This window comes from Mycobacterium sp. NGS48 (genome assembly GCF_059812585.1).
Genome location: NZ_JCALCY010000005.1, coordinates 40,359 through 55,997, shown reverse-complemented (window position 1 = coordinate 55,997; position 15,639 = coordinate 40,359). Strand labels below are relative to the sequence as shown.

Here is a 15,639-nt window from a genome sequence, read left to right as displayed (position 1 = left end):
CACGCCGACATCACACGGATACGACGTCGCGGCCGGGAAACTCATGGATCTGCAGTGGTCAACGGAGGAGCGGGCATTTCGCGATGAGGTCCGGCAGTTTCTCGACGAGAAGCTCACTCCGGAGTTGCGGCGGGCCGGCCGGTTGATGACCAGCGTCTACGCCGAGCACGACGCGAGCATGGCGTGGCAGGCGATTCTGCACGAACGGGGCTGGGCCGCGCCGGCATGGCCGGTCGAATACGGCGGCTGCGACTGGAGTCTCACCCAGCACTACATTTTCAGCCGCGAATCGACGCTGGCGGGTGCACCGTCGTTGTCCCCGATGGGGATTCGGATGGTCGCGCACGCCATCATCGCGTACGGAACCGAGGCGCAGAAGAGCTACTTCCTGCCGCGGATCCTGACCGGTGAGGTGTTCTTCTGCCAGGGATACTCCGAGCCCGAGGCGGGGTCGGATCTGGCCGCGCTGTCGATGGCGGCCATCGCCGACGGCGACGATTTGGTGTGTACCGGCAGCAAGATCTGGACCACCCATGCCGCCGAGGCCAATTGGATGTTCGCGCTGGTGCGCACCTCCCGCATGGAGAAGAAGCAGCAGGGCATCACGTTCGTACTGATCGACATGACCTCAGCCGGCATCGAGATTCGCCCCCTGGTGATGACCTCGGGCGAACAGATCCAAAACCAAGTGTTCTTCGACGAGGTGCGGGTGCCCAAAGCCAACGTCATCGGTGAGATCGACAGCGGCTGGACGGTTGCAAAGTATCTTCTCGAATTCGAGCGCGGCGGCGGCGCGGTAGCACCCGCGCTGCAAGTGGCGGCCGAGGAAATCGGTAAAGCGGCCCAGCACCTGCCCGGTGCGGGCGCCGGACGCCTGGCCGACGATCACGCCTTTGCGCGCAAACTGGCTGACGCGCGGATTCGTGCCGAGGTGTTGGAGATTCTCGAATACCGGGTGCTCGCCGCGGCGGCCGGGGGCCGGAACCCCGGTGCAGCGTCGTCGATGCTCAAGATTCTGGGCACCGAACTCAGTCAGGCACTCACCGAACTCGCGCTGGAGGCGGCCGGACCGCGCGGCCGGGCCTACCAGCCGCACGTGACTGCGCCGGGCGGTCCGATCGCCGAGTTCGAACCACCCGCCGACGGATACCAGACCGGTGAGCCGTGGCAGGCCGTGGCAGCGCTGCGATACTTCAACGACCGGGCTGGCTCGATCTACGCCGGCAGCAACGAAATTCAGCGGAACATCCTCGCCAAGGCGGCACTGGGACTGTAGATGGACTTCAATCTGACCAACGAGCAGGAACTGCTGCGCGACGGGCTCGCGAAGTTTCTTACCGCTCGGTACAACCTGGACAAGAGCCGCGAAGCCGCTAAGACCGTCGCCGGTTGGCAGCCCGGCATCTGGCGCGGCTTTGCGACCGAGTTGGGCATTCTGGGGGCCACTCTGCCCGAAGACGTCGGCGGAATCGGCGGCGGCCCAGTGGAACTCATGATCATCAGCGAGGCACTGGGCCATGCCCTGGTGGTCGAACCGTATGTGGACACGGTCGTCGTTGCCGGCGGACTGTTGCGCCGTGCCGGCGGCCAGGCGGCGATCGAGGTGCTAAGGAAGGTCATTGCCGGCACCGCTGTTGTGGCGTTAGCCGCCGTCGAACCGGACTCAGGTGATCGCTGGCAAGAGGTGTCGACGCAGGCCGAACCCGACGGTGAGGGCTGGGTTCTGACCGGCTCCAAGATCATGGTCGTGGCTGCCCCGCTGGCAACGCACTTGCTGGTCACCGCCCGCACACCGGGCGCCGACGGAATCTCGTTGTTCCTCACCGATATCGGCTCAGCCGGTATCGAGGTTCATTCGTATCGAACCATCGACGACCGCCGCGCGGCCGACATCACATTCAGCGAGCTGCGGCTGCCGGCGGAGTCGCTACTCGGCGAACCGGACCAGGCAGGGCCATCCTTGGCCAGGGCGCGCGACGAGGGCGCCGCGGCGATCTGCTCCGAAGCGGTGGGCTGCATGCGAAAAGTCTTGGCGGACACCGTCGAATACTGCAAACAGCGCCAGCAGTTCGGGCAGCCGATCGGGAGCTTTCAGGTACTGCAGCACCGAATGGTCGACATGTACATGGAGCTCGAGCAGTCCGTCGCCGCGGTCTATCTCGCGATCCTCAAACTCGAGGCCGACGAGGCGACCCGCGCCCGCGCAGTGTCGGCCGCCAAAGCCACCGTCGGCCGGGCGGCACGGTTCATCGGCCAGCAAGCCGTGCAGCTGCACGGTGGAATGGGGATGACCGAGGAGCTGGCGATCGGGCACTACTTCAAGCGGCTCACCGCGATTCAGTACGAGTTCGGAACCACCGATCAGCACATCACCAGATACGCCGAGCTAACCAAGGCGCACCTATGAATCAAGTAGCGGTAATCACCGGCGGTGGGGGCGGCATGGGTGTGGCCACGGCCAAGATCGTCGGCCGAGAACGCACCCTCGTGCTTTGCGACGTCAGACAGGACCGGCTGGAGGCCGCGGCCGGCGGGTTGAAAGACCTCGGAATCACGGCCAGGATCGCCAACTGTGACGTCACGGACCGACAGGCGGTCACCGAGCTACTCGACATCGCATCCGGCCTCGGGGTGGTCGCCTCGGTGATCCACACTGCCGGGGTTAGCCCCAGCATGGGTGATGCCGACTACGTCATGCGGACCAACGCGATCGGCACGCTGAACGTCAACGAGGCCTTTTACCAAATGTCCGGTGAAGGCTCCGCAATCGTCAACGTGGCATCGATGGCCGCCCACTTGTTGCCCGAGAACCTCGTCCCGACACAGCATTTCCCGCTGGCACTGAAAGACCAAGCCCGTTTCATGGCGGAAATGACGTCGGTGTGCAGCATCGTCCCCGAGGAAGCCCGCTCGGGTCTGGCGTACGCGATCAGCAAGAACTTCGTCCGGTGGTACTCCACCTTCCAGGCCGAAAGATTCAACGGCCGCGGCATCCGCATCGTTTCGGTTTCCCCCGGTTCCATCGACACCGAGATGGGCCGGCTCGAGGAGCAAGCCGGAGCCGGCGCGCTGGTGGCCGACGCCGCAGTGCCGCGGTGGGGCAAGCCCGAAGAGATGGCCGAGCTGCTCGCCTTCTGTGCGAGTGACAAAGCCGGCTACCTCACCGGCACCGATATCCTCAGCGACGGCGGCGTGGTCGCCTCGATGCAGGCGCGAGCCAGGGTAGCCGCCGAAAACGGTTGAACCGCAAGATAATGATTTCAGTCGTGTCGGTGCAGGAAGCCATGCAGAGTCGCTTGGACGAGTTCGTCGACGATGGCTTCGCGCGACGGCGGAGTGGTGCCGAAGTAGGTCGAACGTAATGCCGCCATGCCGGCGATCATCGCCACCGTCGAGTGGGCCGGTAGGTCCGGCTGGCTGGAGCGCATCCCACGGAGGTGCATGCCCTCCGCGCTGATCTGACCGAGCACCCTTAGCGCCCGTCCGATGTCGGCAATACCGGAGTCGGCGATTTCCTCGTCGCCGAGCGTTTCGGAGGCAAGCAGCGTCAGCAGCAGTCCGCGGTGTTCCACCAGCACGTCGTAAAGGTGCCCGACGAAATGCCGCGCCAGTTCCTCCTCGTCGGTCTCTTCGGGCACCACCGATTGCCACGTCCTGCCGAATTCATCGACGAAGTCGGTGAAAGGTAGCACCAGGGCCTCCCGGAACAGACCCGCTTTCGAACCGAAGTGACGGAAGAGCAGATGCTCTGTGACACCCGCGGCTTCGGCGATCTCGCGCGTCGTCGTGCTGCGGTAGTCCCGGCGGGCGAAGAGATCACGAGCTGCATCGAGCAGCAGCGTCCGCGGTGCGCCGCGGGGCCGGCGCGCAGCGCGGGCCGGCGGCTCGGCGGCAGTCGGCTTCTTGGCGGCAGGGCGCTGGGGCACGGGTGTTCACTCCTCGGGCCGGCGGCTCGGCGGTTGACGGCTCTGAAGATAGTCGCCATCGCCGGATTTTTAAGATAGTGTCCACTATCTGTACGGCGCAGCGTTGGTACCGGAAAGGGCGTGGCGGTGGGTGCAGTCATCATGCTCGGCACACTGTTCGGACTGATCGTGCTGGTGTTCGGCTTGGTGAGCTTCTTCGATCCGGAAGCACGCCGCGCTGCGAGCCAACAGGGCGACAGGTGAGTCTCGAGCTGACCCCGCTGTTGAAGGCGGGCCTTGCCTTCGCCTACATCGGGGGCATTGGCTTCCTCGCAATCGGTGTGTACCTGAGCGTGCGTCGCCGCCGCGTGCACCCGCTCCTGTTGCTCAGCATCTCGGCGATCGCATTCTCGTGGATCGAAGCGCCCTATGACTGGGCGATGTACGCGCAGTTCCCGCCCGCGCTGCCGCGCATGCCCTCGTGGTGGCCGTTGAATATGACGTGGGGTGGGTTGCCCTCGTCCGTTCCCATCGGCTACATCTCCTACTTCGTGCTGCCGGCCGTCATCGGTGCCGCAGCCGGACGGTGGCTGAGCGCAAAGTTCCACTGGCGCAGGCCATTCACGCTGCTCACCGTTGGTCTCATCGTCGGCTTCTGCTGGGCGTTCCTGTTCAACGCGATCCTGGGGGCGCGGCTGGGCATCTTCCACTATGGCTATGTGATCCCGGGGCTTGCGATGTCGGAGGGGACCAAGCACCAATACCCGATTTACGACTCCCTAGCGATGGGCGTGCAGATGATGGTCTTCACCTACCTGCTCGGACGCACGGATTCCGAGGGACGAAATGTCATCGAGATGTGGGCCGACAAGCGGGCGAAGGGCCGCCTGCAATCGTCGGTGCTGTCCATCGTTGCTGTCGTCGTCGTCGGGAACCTGCTCTACGGAGCGGTTTTCGCGCCCCACCTCGCCACGAAGCTGGGCGGCTGGGTAACCGCAGGACCGACAGCGCCGCTGTTCCCAGGGGTAGAAAACCAACCGCGGTAGGGACGCCCAGGTGTGGTTCAAAGCAAGGAGAAGGGATCAGTGATCACCAACCCGACCGCCGAGCTGTACTACGACCCGTTCGACTTCGACATCGACGACGATCCCTACCCGATTTGGCAGCGGTTGCGTGCCGAGGCGCCGCTGTACTTCAACGACAAGTACAACTTCTATGCGCTGAGTCGCTATGACGACGTCGTCCGGGCGCTGCCCGATTGGCAGACCTATCGGTCCGGCCGCGGCACGACCGCCGACATCCTGTTCAGTGGCATCGAAGTGCCGCCGGGGATTTTGCTGTTCGAGGATCCACCGCTGCACGACTTGCACCGACGCTTGTTGTCGGGAGTTTTCACCCCGCGCCGAATGCTGGCCGTCGAAGGGTTGGTGCGTGACTTCTGTTCGCGTGCATTGGATCCGCTTCGTGATCGGGACGGATTTGACTTCGTCGCCGATCTCGGTGCGATCATGCCGATGCACACGATCGGCTACCTGCTGGGCATTCCTGAGGACGGGCAACAGCTGATTCGCGATCGCAACAACGAGCGCATAGCTGTCGACCGCCAGCAGGGAGACATCAGCCCGACCATCTTCGAAGATGCGATCACGATGTTCGCTGAATACATCGACTGGCGGGCGACGCATCCCTCCGATGATCTGATGACAGATCTACTCAACGCACAGATTGAAGACCAAGACGGATCGCTGCGCCCGCTCGACCGCACCGAAGTCCTGGCGTACACCGCGATGATCGCCGGCGCCGGCAACGAAACCACCGCTCGGCTGATCGGTTTCATGGGACAGCTGCTCGGCGAGCACCCCGATCAACGACGCGAACTCGTTGCCGAACCGTCGCTGATTGCCTCCGCGGTGGAAGAGACATTGCGCTACCAGGCGCCGTCACCGGTGCAGGCGCGTTACGTCGCGTGCGACACCGAACTGTACGGCCACGTCGTGTCCGAGGGGTCCTACATGTTGTTGCTCAACGGGTCAGCTAATCGCGACGAAACACGCTTCACCGATCCCGATCGCTATGACATCCACCGAGAGGGCGGGCATCTGAGTTTTGGGCGGGGACTGCATTTTTGTCTCGGCTCGGCGTTGGCCCGGCTCGAAGCCCGGGTCGCCTTCGAAGAGGTCCTCAAACGATGGACCGACTGGGAAGTCGACTACGACAACGCGGCCATGGCCCACACGTCCAGTGTGCGAGGTTGGGCGCACCTGCCCGTCAAGACCGGGTAGCCCCGCGTTATCTGCCGTTGCGTTCGCGGTGTTTGCAGCCCGGCCAGCAGCAGGGCCGGCGCTTGCCCTCTTCCAGTTCCTCCTGGGTCCGGCGGATCCGGCGTTCACGCGTCTTCGCCTGCTTGGCGTCCTCGACCCAGCAGATGAACTCGTTGCGCGCCAACGGCGTGATGTCGTTCCAAGCAGCAAGTGCCGTGGAGTTGACGGTCAGCGCCTCGCGCAGGTCTGCCGGTAGCTTGTGCACCACTCCGCCGGCCACTTGCTTGCTGCTCACGGGGACAGCGTAACCGCTACGCTCATGTGCCCTTCAGGCTGCCGATCTGAAGCGAAAAGTCGGTGCGCTTCGATGATTTGGGCTGCGCGGTGCGCTCGACGTCCTCGACGTAGCTTTCCGGGTCGCGATCAACGATTGGCACGCCCTTCGTGGTTGCATGCGAGGACATGAACTCGCTGTATTGCCGGCCGAGTGCCTCACGAAGACCGATCGGGGCGTGACGACGAAAGTCGGAGAGCCCTTCCCGCTCTTCTTCGCCCATGTGATCATCGTTGGCTACTCGGGTGCGTCCGACCGCTGCCCACCACTCCTCAGAGCCGATGCGGCACCCGTTGGCAGCCCGCACACCGTCGCGAATGTCGTTGTGATCACCGATGGCATCCAACGTCTCCCCTTCGGGATCATCGGCGCCGCGCGTCAGCAGTTGCGGGTAAAAGAGCTTTTCTTCGATGTAGGCGTGGAGATCGAGCTTGTCGGCCAGCGGACGCCAAACCTGCTCGAGTGCCGCCCGGTCGACTGGTGTCTGTGCTTGCAGATAATCCAGCTTGGCGAACCGTTCGCGGAACCAGTCATGGTCGGCGAGGATCAGCATGGTGATGTCAGCCATCGCGACCCCTTAACCGTTACGTCTCGCGGTCAGCGTGTCCCACGCCGGCAAGCTAGTCAACCCGCTTCCACTCCACCGCTGAATCCGGCACCAAATACGAGAATGGGCCCAGCGGTAATCCAGCTGGGCCCATTCTGCCGAGGTGTTAGTCGTTGTTGTCCTGGTTGGCCTTCTGTCGCTGTTCGGCGGCCTTCGCGCTACCGCGGGCCGCGTCGGCTTCGGCTTCCTTGCGCGCCGCGTTTCGTTGGGCTTCGGCCTTGTCCTGCTGAGCCTTCGCCTCATCGACCAGTTCGTCATTGCCGGTCACCGCGCCGACGGCTTCTTTGGCCAATCCCTTGGCGCCTTCGACGACGCCCCTGATGGCTTCCCCAGGTCCGCTCTTGTCCGCCACATTTCCTCCAATGTCGTAGCTCGACGGCATTCGACCGTCTCAGGCGATTCAGTTCCCGCAGGGCGAGCAACGCAAACCTCGGCAAACCGGACAGGTTGGTCGGCAGCGGCACGCCAACCGAGTTGAGCTGTCGAAATTAGACCCGCCGGTGACTGATGTCACAGCCATTGGCGAATACTCCTTTTCGCAGAAATCGCCCTGGCTCGGCGTGGCGCCGCACGCAACGTGGGCCGCCGTGGTCTGGTGGAAACCGATGTTGTCCGCCGGGATTTCCAACCTCCGCTCAGCCGTCGCCGCCGCGGCGGGGGCAGCGTTGCTGACAATCCCGGTGCCGTCGGCCAGTGCGGCGCCCGCCACCGACGCCCAGGGCTACCTCGACTCCACCGCGCGGTGCACCGCGCCGGACTCGACGGTGGTGTTCGGCAGCACTGAGACCTCGCGGGTCGCGATCTGCAAAACACCGGGCGGCCAATACGAGTACCGCGGCGTGCGGGTGCGCGACGGGGCAACCCTGATCCGCCCGGCCTCCCAGTCCGGCGACGGAAAATTCGTCGCGGAAAACGACGGTATCGACTACACGGTCACAGCGAGCTCTTTGGTCGTCAGCGCCGCCGACCACGTGATCCGCGACGAACCGATGGTGGACTTCCACGGCGCGCAAACGCCCCCGGCGCCCGCGACGTCAGCACCCGCACCCGCAACGCCGTCCACGCCGTTGCCGCCACCATTGCCCGCTGAGGTCGGCGGCTAGCCGGCACCGGCCCGCCCAAACCTCAGGTGCCGCAAAAGGTCTGATAGGCGCCGAAGTCGTCCGGCGCCGGCTCGGCGTAGCGTTCGAGACCGGGCCGCTCGTCATAGGGGGCGGTCACTGCGGTGAGGACTTGTTCGACCGGCTGCACATCGCCGTCGGTTGCCGCGGCGAGGGCCTCCTCGACGAGGTGGTTGCGGGGAATGTAGACCGGGTTGACCCGGTTCATCGTTGCCGCGTCCGGACCCAGCGACAGCCAACGCGTCAACCACGCGTCGAACCCGGCGAGATCGAGGAACAGTCCGCGTGTGGGCTCCACGTCGCCGCCGGGCGCTCGGCCCAGCCGGCGGAAAAACAAGGTGTAGTCGACGTGGCTGGACTGCAGCAGCCCCAGCAGCTCATTGACCAGTTGCGCCGCCACGTCCTCGGCAATGTCGTCGGTCAGCCCCAGCTTGGCCCGCATGCCCGCCGACCAGGCAGCGTCGTAGCGCTGCCGGAAACTTCCGAGAAAATCCATTGCGAGCGCGACGGCTTGCTCCCGATCGTCGGCGAATAGTGGAAGAAGTGCTTCCGCGAACGCGCCGAGATTCCACTCGGCCATGGCGGGCTGATTGCCGTAGGCGTAGCGGCCCCAGAAGTCGATCGAGCTGAACACCGTGGCCGGGTCGTAAGCCTCCATGAAGGCGCAGGGCCCATAGTCGATGGTTTCGCCTGAAATCGTCATGTTGTCGGTATTCATCACCCCGTGCACGAACCCGACCAGCATCCAGCGCGCGACCAGCGACGCCTGAGCGGCGACCACCGCATCCAACAATGCGAGGTAGGGCTGATGGGCCTGCGCGGCGTCCGGGTAATGCCGGCTGATCGCGTGATCGGCGAGGCGGCGCAGTAAGTCGGCGTCTCCGGCGATCGCGGCGTACTGGAAACTGCCCACCCGCAGGTGGCTGCTCGCCACGCGGCAGAGCACCGCTCCGGGCAGCAGTGTCTCCCGTTGCACTGGGTGCCCCGTCGCCACGACAGCCAGGGATCGGGTGGTGGGGACACCCAGAGCGTGCATCGCCTCGCTGACGACGTACTCGCGCAGCATCGGACCGACCGCGGCCAGGCCGTCACCGCCGCGGGCGAAGGGCGTGGCTCCGGATCCCTTGAGGTGCAGGTCGCGGTGGCTGCCGTTGATGTCGACGCGCTCGCCGAGCAGCAACGCGCGACCATCGCCCAGACGCGGGACAAATCCGCCGAATTGGTGTCCGGCGTAGGCCTGCGCGACGGGCTCGGCGCCGGCGGGCACTAGGTTGCCGACCAGAAACTTCAGCCCGTCTGGGCCGCGCAGCCAGGAATTGTCGAAACCCAGTTCAGTGGCCAAGGGCTGGTTGAGCACGAGCAGCCGCGGCTGCCGAACCTCCTGAGCCGTCCAGCGGACTGCCATCTCCGGTAGGTCGCGGGAGAAGCGGTCCGCCAGGACGATGCTGGTTTCGGGTGCAACGCTCACCCCACCGAGGGTACGGAGAAGCCGCGCGGGTAACCGCTCGCAACAGCGCGGGCGGCTTCGGCACGCTCCCCACCCGGGCGCCCAGACCTTTAGGCTGAAATCTGCGTCGGGGAGGCTGAAGCAATCGGGAGGTGACGATGACCGGACTGCTGGAGCGCGACGAAGTAAGCGATGTCAGCAACTCCGCCGAGGCAACGCAAGCGATGATGCCCATTCGGCCCGCCCCGCGGGGGTTCACGCCGCGGGGATGGCGCGAAATCGGTTGGTTGACCTGCGGTTTCGCTGGAAGTTTGGCTATCGGCTGGTTCATCTTTCTCAGTCCCGGCGAGCTGGGAACCAGGGCGGAGTGGTTTTTCGGCGCCGCGGTTTGTGGCGTCGCCCTGGTGTCGTTGTGGCAGACCAGCAGCGTTCAGCGTCAGGCCAGGCAGAACGCGGACGAAGCCGTCGAGCGAGTGCGGATGGAACTCGCCACCGCCGAGGAACGATGGGCTCGTGAACTGGACCTGACGCGCACTCTGCACCGGACCGAGATCGATGCACAGCGGGAGTTGCACCGCGCCGACATGGAAGCTCAGCGGGAGCTGGCTCGCGTCGAGCGAGCCCAGCTGCGCAATCAACTCCAGAAGCAAGCCATGATCGAGGTCTCCCGCGCGGTGGGCACACACACCCAAAAGCTGGCAACGCTGTGGGAACAGGGCTCGGATGTCCTGGATATCGAGGACCGCGACGAGAGGCAGCGCTTGATGAGCCCGATCTTCGATCAGATCGCCCAAGTCGTCAACGATTTTTCGGTGGAGCTGCGTAGTGCTCGCCTGCTGATCGAAGACGACAGTTTGCATCACGCGCTCAAGCGTGTCAGCGACGCGGCTCTGATGGCGGTCGAGGTAGCCGAAGACCTGCACAACGCGGTCATCGAAGGTCATGCACCGCAACCGGATTCCATCACCTCAGTGCAGGGCCTGCTGCATACCCGAGCCACCGAAGCTCGCGGGCTCGCCTGGGATCTGCTGCGAACCGGTCTGGAGCAGAACAGCTCTTAGTAGTCGGGAATCGGCAGCGGGGAGTTGTTCGAGTCGATACCGCCGTCGACGTGAAACGTGGCGTTGGTGGCATAGCAGTCGCGCGTGCACAGATACACCGTGAGCCGCCCCAGGTCTTCGACGTCGCCGAGGCGATGCAGCGGGGTGAGCTCTTGCATCTTCTCCAGTGATCCGGGCATCAGGTCCAGGCTTCCTTGCAGTCCGTCGGTGGCGAACGAGCCAAGGGCGATGGCGTTGACCCGAACCTTGGGCGCAAGTTCTTGCGCCATCGCCCGGGTGAGTGCCTCCAGGCCGCCTTTGGCGACGCAGTAGGCGGTCAGCGCGCGAATGCCGAACCGGGCAGAGCCCGACGAAATGTTGACGATGGAGCCGTGCCCGGCGCTCAGCATGTGCGGCGCCACCAGCTGACTCATCATGAACGCCGATGTCACACACCAATCGAAGGTGTGCCTGAAGTCGTCATCGGTGATGTCCAGAAACCGTGCGTAGGTGGACCCACCGACATTGTTGACCAGGATGTCGATGCGGCCGAAGCGCTCCATGGTGGTTTCCACGACGCGCTTGCTATCCGCGCGGTTCATCGCGTCTGCCACGAGTGCCAGCCCGTTGCCGCCGGCGTGCTCGATGTCGCCGATTGTCTGGTTGATCTGCGACTCGGTGCGCGCAGTGCCGACGACCGCGGCACCCGCCTCCGCCAACACCCTGGCGATGCCCGCCCCCACGCCGCGCCCGGCCCCCGTGACGATCGCGACCTGTCCGTCCAGCCGGAACTGCTCCAATGCCATCGCTTCATCTAAGCCACGTTGACTGACTCTAGTCAATGATGTGCGGACGAACCCGATGTCGGATCGACCCGACCGGCCCAGATCGCGCGGACGGCCGGCAACCCAATAGGCGTGCTCGAGAAGCTAATCTCTCCATAGGACCACATAGAGGGATAAGGATGGCAGTGACGGACGGGCTGTCTGCGCGTGACGCGAAACGCTTGCAGACCAGGGAGCGACTGATGGGCGCCGCCGTCGCGGAGTTCAAGCGCTCAGGGATGGCCGAGGCCGATGTCAGCACCATTGTGACAGCTGCCGGGGTGGCTCACGGCACGTTCTTTTTCCACTTTCCCACCAAGGAGCATGTGCTGCTGGAGTTGGAGCGGCGTGAAGAAGACCGCATCGTCAAACAGTTGGCGCAATTCCTGAAAGCGCAGTCCGATCTTGCTGCCGTTTTGAACGAGGCCGTGCGCCTGGTGATGGGATTGGAGCGCCGGCTCGGTGACATGCTGTTCAAAGACTTTTTAGCACTGCACTTTTCGCAGACCCGTCCACCTACCGAGGACGGCCGGGATCATCCCGTGATCGTTTTGGTGGCGCAGGAAATCGAGGATGCTCGCCAGCGCGGCGAGACCGATCCGGACGTCGACGCGATGAACAGCGCGGTGTTCTTCTTGTTGGGTCTTTACGCGCTTTTGATCACCACGCACGACTGGCCGACACGGCGCGCGCTACTCGATGACTACGTGGCCAGGACGTTACGCAGCATGGCGCCGTCGCGGTCGGGCTGACCGAGCGGCTGCCTTCGCTCTTGGTGACTGCAGTCAGTTTTGTTATGTTGGACCCGCCTGTCCGGGCGGCTCCGACGAGGAGGGTTGGTGAACCTGTTCAAGCTGATCCAGCGCGATACCGGCAACCAGCCCACGGCCTCGGTTTCGACGGCACCTTCTTCCCGCGGACTGTCGTTCGACGAACACATGGCGGAATCGCAACTCGCGCAGCGCCGGGCCGACAAGTGGCTGATCTCCGGCAGCCTGCTGATCGGCACTGCGGCGCTGGGCATCTTCGGGCTGCCCCTGTTTTTACGCGGGGTGTGGTTGCTGCGCCGCGCACAGCGCGACGGGCTGTCGGTGCGGCCGCTGCTGGTCACCCTGCTCGGCTATCTCGTCATCATCGACGCCGCGATCAACACCGTGGGATGGGCCCTCGACCTGGTCGCCAACCACACCTTATTGGCCCGTGTGCTGCTGAACGGTTGGGGCAACATGTTCGACGCAGGCTACTTCTGGCACTACAACGAGCTGTGGCTCGGCGGCGCCGCGGGTCCGGGCGAAAAGGCGTGGGAGGTTGGATTGATTCTAACCGTCTTCACGATGCGGATCGCCGCCGGCATCGGGTTCTTGCAGATGAAGCGCTGGGGCCACCAGTGGATGATCATCACCTGCTGGATGGGCGTGGTGATCTGGTGCGGCTACGTGTTCAACATGACGATGTTCGCCGACGTGCGCTTCGCGGGGGTAGTGCTGCCGGTCATTGGATGGTGGCTCTACGACATTTTCTACATCACCCCCTTCCTGGCGATCCCGTATCTGCACACGGTCAACCGCGAGATCTTTTCGGACTGAGGTCGACGTCCTCGTCGAGTGTGAATCGTTGGCTTCGAGCGTGAATCGTGGGCGAAATTTTCGTCGAATTTCCGCCCTGGATACGCACTGAAAGCCGCTAGCGCGCCGTCGCCGGCCGTCCGCTTCGTTGACTCATATCATTGACTTAAGTCAGTGATGCGACTACAAAGACAAGGCATGGCTCCGCGGGTCAAGACGTGCGCACGCGAACTGCGCCGACTGCAGACCCGGCAGCGCATCCTGGATGCGGCAATCACCGAGTTCAAGCGCTCAGGCATGGCCGACGCGGACGTCGGCGCAATCGTGGCCACTGCGGGCGTCGCGCACGGCACCTTCTATTTTCACTTCCCGTCGAAAGAGCACGTCCTGCTCGAGTTGGAGTGTCGGGAGGAGAGCCGAATTGCCACCCAGTTGGCTGGGTTCCTGGACACCGCCGTCGATCTCACCGCACCGCTGACCGAGGTAATACGCCTGGTCAAAGGAATTGAACGGCAATTAGGTGCCATACTCTTCAAAGAGCTGCTGGCCCTGCACTTTTCGCCGTCACGACCTCAGACAGATGAATGGACCGATCACCCGGTGATCGTGTTGCTGGTCCGCCACATCGAGCGGGTGCGCAGCGATGGTGAGGTCCATCCGGAGGTCGATGCGTTCTACAGCGCGATCTTTTTCCTGCTCGGCGTCTACGGCGTGCTGACCACAACGCACGATCCACAGGCCCGCGACACGATGCTCGACGACCTGGTCGCTTCTGCGGTGCGCGGACTGGAGATCCGATGACACTACGCGCACCGCTGACACATCCGCTTGTTCACCGCCCATCAACAAGGAGGTCTGGAAATGGCGATGCTCTGGGAGATCCTTCGCTACGTCGCCGCTTGGGGAGGGACCGGACTGATCATTTGGTTCTGGTACTGGATGTTCTCCAACATCGGCACCTTCTGAGCCGGGAAGCACTCAATGCCTGAGCTACCTGACGCCGCCGCGATGGCGATCGAACGCAGTTGCGCCGTGACCGCGGTGGCGTTGAGTGAACGCCGTCGCGAAGGCGTGCGACTGGTGACCGGGGAGAAGCGAAGTTTCGGCTTGAACGCGACCCTGACTTTCGTCCACGTTCCATATCCGTCGATCACCGACGACTGGACACGCCGAACCATGACCTGCGGCATCGCCTTTCAATGCGCGCCGTCGAAAGATCGCCTGACCGAGTACCGGCTGAACGAGTTGTCGGCACGCGAACTTCGGGCGCTCACGCTCGTCGAGGCCGGCGTCGCCGTCGGATGGATCGCGTCGCGCTGGCCGGGCCTGTTGACCGAAATACGGCGACTGCTACCCGATGTGGAGGCGGTGGCCGGCGACATGGACGCCCAGCAGATGCTCAGCCGCGCTATCGCGATGGCGTGTCAGGAGCAGAGCCTGACGGTGCACCCCTTGCTGGGCACGTTGCCACTGGCTTACACCACGCCGCAGCGACTGTCCGACAAGTTGCGGCGCAGCTTCGGCAGAATGCCGTGGACCACGACGCAAAAGCGGCTGCCGCGACCGTATTCCGTGCCCGTGGGCGGCGACGGCGGTGTTCGCAACCCCAATCTTCCGCCGCCGAGCCGGCCGCAGGACAACGATTTCGACACCACTCCACAGCACCGGCCGGGCATCCCCTACCCCGAGTGGAACGCGTGGACGAAAAGCTTTATGCGCGAACATGTCGCGGTGCTGGAACGCGTCGATACCCGGCGCACGGCCGATCAGGTACCCATCGGTGCAGACCTGCGCAGGTGGTTCCAGGAGCACACTCATCGCGCGATGACCAGCCACCTGGAAGACGGGTCCGACATCGATGTCGACCAATACGTTCGCCACTATCTCGACTTGTCCACCGGCGAGGTGTCCGAACCCCGCATCTTCCGCGAATTGCTGCCCTCTAGCCGCGATGTCACCACGGCGCTGTTGCTCGACGGCAGCTCCTCACTAGGAGTGCACGGCGGTCGGGTATTTCGACTCGAACTAGCCTGTGCCGACGCGCTTTCGCGCGCGATGACGGTTGCCCGCGAGCGGCACGGCGTCTTCGTGTTCACCGGTAACACCCGTCACCGGGTCGAAGTGCGCTGCCTGAAGGATTTCGCCGATCGCCGGTTCGTGCCACCCAGCCGGCTGGGCCTGACCACCAGCGGCTACACCAGGCTGGGAGCCCCGTTGCGCCATTTGACGAGCCGGCTTTTGGCGCAGCCCTCCGAGCGGCGCCTACTGATCGTCATCGGCGACGGCTTGATCTCCGATGAGGGTTATGAAGGCCGCTACGCCTGGGCCGATGCCGCGCACGCCGTCGAGGAAGCCAACGACGCCGGCGTCTCGGTGTACTACGTCGGAGTCGGACCTACCCGGGTCGATCCCCTCCCCGAAGTGTTCGGACCACGCCGGTCGCAACGCATCAAACGAGTCGAAGAGCTGCCCCGCGTATTAGCCCACGTCCATCGCGAACTCGTCGCCGCATAACCGCTCACCACGTGAAGGAAC

At 64.3% G+C, this 15,639-nt stretch carries 18 protein-coding genes; 12 read left to right on the top strand and 6 right to left on the bottom strand.

The features are described 5' to 3' along the window. The first annotated feature begins 43 nt into the window (after positions 1–43). The 3 genes from AC5Y42_RS11465 to AC5Y42_RS11455 are packed head-to-tail and all read left to right on the top strand — an operon-like array spanning position 44 to position 3,243. A complete protein-coding gene (locus AC5Y42_RS11465) occupies positions 44–1,276 on the top strand; it encodes an acyl-CoA dehydrogenase family protein (protein WP_499898215.1) in 1,233 nt (410 codons plus the stop codon). Continuing rightward, positions 1,277–2,407, top strand: a complete 1,131-nt coding sequence (locus tag AC5Y42_RS11460; protein WP_499898213.1) for an acyl-CoA dehydrogenase family protein — start codon at positions 1,277–1,279, stop codon at positions 2,405–2,407. Beyond that, entirely contained in the window at positions 2,404–3,243 is an 840-nt protein-coding gene (locus AC5Y42_RS11455; RefSeq protein ID WP_499898212.1) for an SDR family oxidoreductase, read from the top strand. The genes AC5Y42_RS11460 and AC5Y42_RS11455 overlap by 4 nt, the downstream gene beginning before the upstream one ends. A 17-nt stretch (positions 3,244–3,260) precedes the next feature. On the opposite strand, the gene AC5Y42_RS11450 is transcribed toward AC5Y42_RS11455, so the two are convergent. Further along, positions 3,261–3,926 carry a TetR/AcrR family transcriptional regulator gene (locus AC5Y42_RS11450; RefSeq protein WP_499898210.1) on the bottom strand — a complete coding sequence of 222 codons (666 nt, stop codon included), beginning with the start codon at positions 3,924–3,926 and terminating at the stop codon, positions 3,261–3,263. Between the two features lie 120 nt (positions 3,927–4,046). Here AC5Y42_RS11450 and AC5Y42_RS11445 point away from each other — a divergent pair, with 120 nt between their 5' ends. The 3 genes from AC5Y42_RS11445 to AC5Y42_RS11435 are packed head-to-tail and all read left to right on the top strand — an operon-like array spanning position 4,047 to position 6,187. Beyond that, the gene (locus AC5Y42_RS11445; RefSeq protein ID WP_499898678.1) at positions 4,047–4,169 is read left to right on the top strand and encodes a hypothetical protein; all 123 of its coding nucleotides are present in this window, start codon (positions 4,047–4,049) and stop codon (positions 4,167–4,169) included. Further along, positions 4,166–4,951 (top strand): spirocyclase AveC family protein, encoded by a 786-nt coding sequence (locus AC5Y42_RS11440; RefSeq protein ID WP_499898209.1) that lies wholly within the window; start codon positions 4,166–4,168, stop codon positions 4,949–4,951. Before AC5Y42_RS11445 ends, AC5Y42_RS11440 begins: the two co-directional genes overlap by 4 nt. A 39-nt stretch (positions 4,952–4,990) precedes the next feature. After that, entirely contained in the window at positions 4,991–6,187 is a 1,197-nt protein-coding gene (locus AC5Y42_RS11435; protein WP_499898208.1) for a cytochrome P450, read from the top strand. A gap of 7 nt (positions 6,188–6,194) precedes the next feature. On the opposite strand, the gene AC5Y42_RS11430 is transcribed toward AC5Y42_RS11435, so the two are convergent. From AC5Y42_RS11430 to mbp1, 3 genes are all read right to left on the bottom strand, one after another. Beyond that, positions 6,195–6,461: a YdeI/OmpD-associated family protein gene (locus tag AC5Y42_RS11430; RefSeq protein ID WP_499898206.1), complete on the bottom strand. Its 267-nt coding sequence runs from the start codon at positions 6,459–6,461 to the stop codon at positions 6,195–6,197. Between the two features lie 22 nt (positions 6,462–6,483). Continuing rightward, positions 6,484–7,068, bottom strand: coding sequence for a hemerythrin domain-containing protein (locus AC5Y42_RS11425; RefSeq protein ID WP_499898204.1), 585 nt, complete (start codon positions 7,066–7,068; stop codon positions 6,484–6,486). A gap of 145 nt (positions 7,069–7,213) precedes the next feature. Continuing rightward, complete coding sequence (mbp1, locus tag AC5Y42_RS11420; protein WP_499898202.1) at positions 7,214–7,459, bottom strand: microaggregate-binding protein 1; 246 nt, start codon at positions 7,457–7,459, stop codon at positions 7,214–7,216. A gap of 253 nt (positions 7,460–7,712) precedes the next feature. Here mbp1 and AC5Y42_RS11415 point away from each other — a divergent pair, with 253 nt between their 5' ends. Further along, complete coding sequence (locus AC5Y42_RS11415; protein ID WP_499898643.1) at positions 7,713–8,210, top strand: hypothetical protein; 498 nt, start codon at positions 7,713–7,715, stop codon at positions 8,208–8,210. Positions 8,211–8,232: 22 nt separating this feature from the next. On the opposite strand, the gene AC5Y42_RS11410 is transcribed toward AC5Y42_RS11415, so the two are convergent. Beyond that, on the bottom strand, positions 8,233–9,696 hold the full coding sequence (locus AC5Y42_RS11410) for a protein adenylyltransferase SelO (RefSeq protein ID WP_499898201.1): 1,464 nt from the start codon (positions 9,694–9,696) through the stop codon (positions 8,233–8,235). 137 nt (positions 9,697–9,833) lie between these two features. Between AC5Y42_RS11410 and AC5Y42_RS11405 the strand changes: the two genes are divergently transcribed. Then, positions 9,834–10,736, top strand: coding sequence for a hypothetical protein (locus tag AC5Y42_RS11405; protein WP_499898200.1), 903 nt, complete (start codon positions 9,834–9,836; stop codon positions 10,734–10,736). Here the strand turns inward: AC5Y42_RS11405 and AC5Y42_RS11400 are convergent. Further along, entirely contained in the window at positions 10,733–11,521 is a 789-nt protein-coding gene (locus tag AC5Y42_RS11400) for an SDR family NAD(P)-dependent oxidoreductase (RefSeq protein WP_499898198.1), read from the bottom strand. The genes AC5Y42_RS11405 and AC5Y42_RS11400 overlap by 4 nt on opposite strands. A 158-nt stretch (positions 11,522–11,679) precedes the next feature. Between AC5Y42_RS11400 and AC5Y42_RS11395 the strand changes: the two genes are divergently transcribed. The 4 genes from AC5Y42_RS11395 (at position 11,680) to AC5Y42_RS11380 (ending at position 15,618) form a co-directional block, all read left to right on the top strand. Beyond that, positions 11,680–12,291 carry a TetR/AcrR family transcriptional regulator gene (locus tag AC5Y42_RS11395; RefSeq protein ID WP_499898197.1) on the top strand — a complete coding sequence of 204 codons (612 nt, stop codon included), beginning with the start codon at positions 11,680–11,682 and terminating at the stop codon, positions 12,289–12,291. A gap of 186 nt (positions 12,292–12,477) precedes the next feature. Continuing rightward, positions 12,478–13,125: a hypothetical protein gene (locus tag AC5Y42_RS11390; RefSeq protein WP_499898642.1), complete on the top strand. Its 648-nt coding sequence runs from the start codon at positions 12,478–12,480 to the stop codon at positions 13,123–13,125. 177 nt (positions 13,126–13,302) lie between these two features. Next, positions 13,303–13,905: a TetR family transcriptional regulator gene (locus AC5Y42_RS11385; protein ID WP_499898195.1), complete on the top strand. Its 603-nt coding sequence runs from the start codon at positions 13,303–13,305 to the stop codon at positions 13,903–13,905. Positions 13,906–14,085: 180 nt separating this feature from the next. Next, a complete protein-coding gene (locus tag AC5Y42_RS11380) occupies positions 14,086–15,618 on the top strand; it encodes a nitric oxide reductase activation protein NorD (RefSeq protein WP_499898194.1) in 1,533 nt (510 codons plus the stop codon). The last annotated feature ends 21 nt before the right edge of the window (positions 15,619–15,639 follow it).

Coding starts and splice junctions, on each gene's coding strand:
- AC5Y42_RS11465 (WP_499898215.1), top strand. CDS start 44: ATGGATCTGCAGTGGTCAACGGAGGAGCGGGCATTTCGCGATGAGGTC.
- AC5Y42_RS11460 (WP_499898213.1), top strand. CDS start 1,277: ATGGACTTCAATCTGACCAACGAGCAGGAACTGCTGCGCGACGGGCTC.
- AC5Y42_RS11455 (WP_499898212.1), top strand. CDS start 2,404: ATGAATCAAGTAGCGGTAATCACCGGCGGTGGGGGCGGCATGGGTGTG.
- AC5Y42_RS11425 (WP_499898204.1), bottom strand. CDS start 7,068: ATGGCTGACATCACCATGCTGATCCTCGCCGACCATGACTGGTTCCGC.
- AC5Y42_RS11415 (WP_499898643.1), top strand. CDS start 7,713: ATGTTGTCCGCCGGGATTTCCAACCTCCGCTCAGCCGTCGCCGCCGCG.
- AC5Y42_RS11405 (WP_499898200.1), top strand. CDS start 9,834: ATGACCGGACTGCTGGAGCGCGACGAAGTAAGCGATGTCAGCAACTCC.
- AC5Y42_RS11400 (WP_499898198.1), bottom strand. CDS start 11,521: ATGGCATTGGAGCAGTTCCGGCTGGACGGACAGGTCGCGATCGTCACG.
- AC5Y42_RS11395 (WP_499898197.1), top strand. CDS start 11,680: ATGGCAGTGACGGACGGGCTGTCTGCGCGTGACGCGAAACGCTTGCAG.
- AC5Y42_RS11390 (WP_499898642.1), top strand. CDS start 12,478: ATGGCGGAATCGCAACTCGCGCAGCGCCGGGCCGACAAGTGGCTGATC.
- AC5Y42_RS11385 (WP_499898195.1), top strand. CDS start 13,303: ATGGCTCCGCGGGTCAAGACGTGCGCACGCGAACTGCGCCGACTGCAG.
- AC5Y42_RS11380 (WP_499898194.1), top strand. CDS start 14,086: ATGCCTGAGCTACCTGACGCCGCCGCGATGGCGATCGAACGCAGTTGC.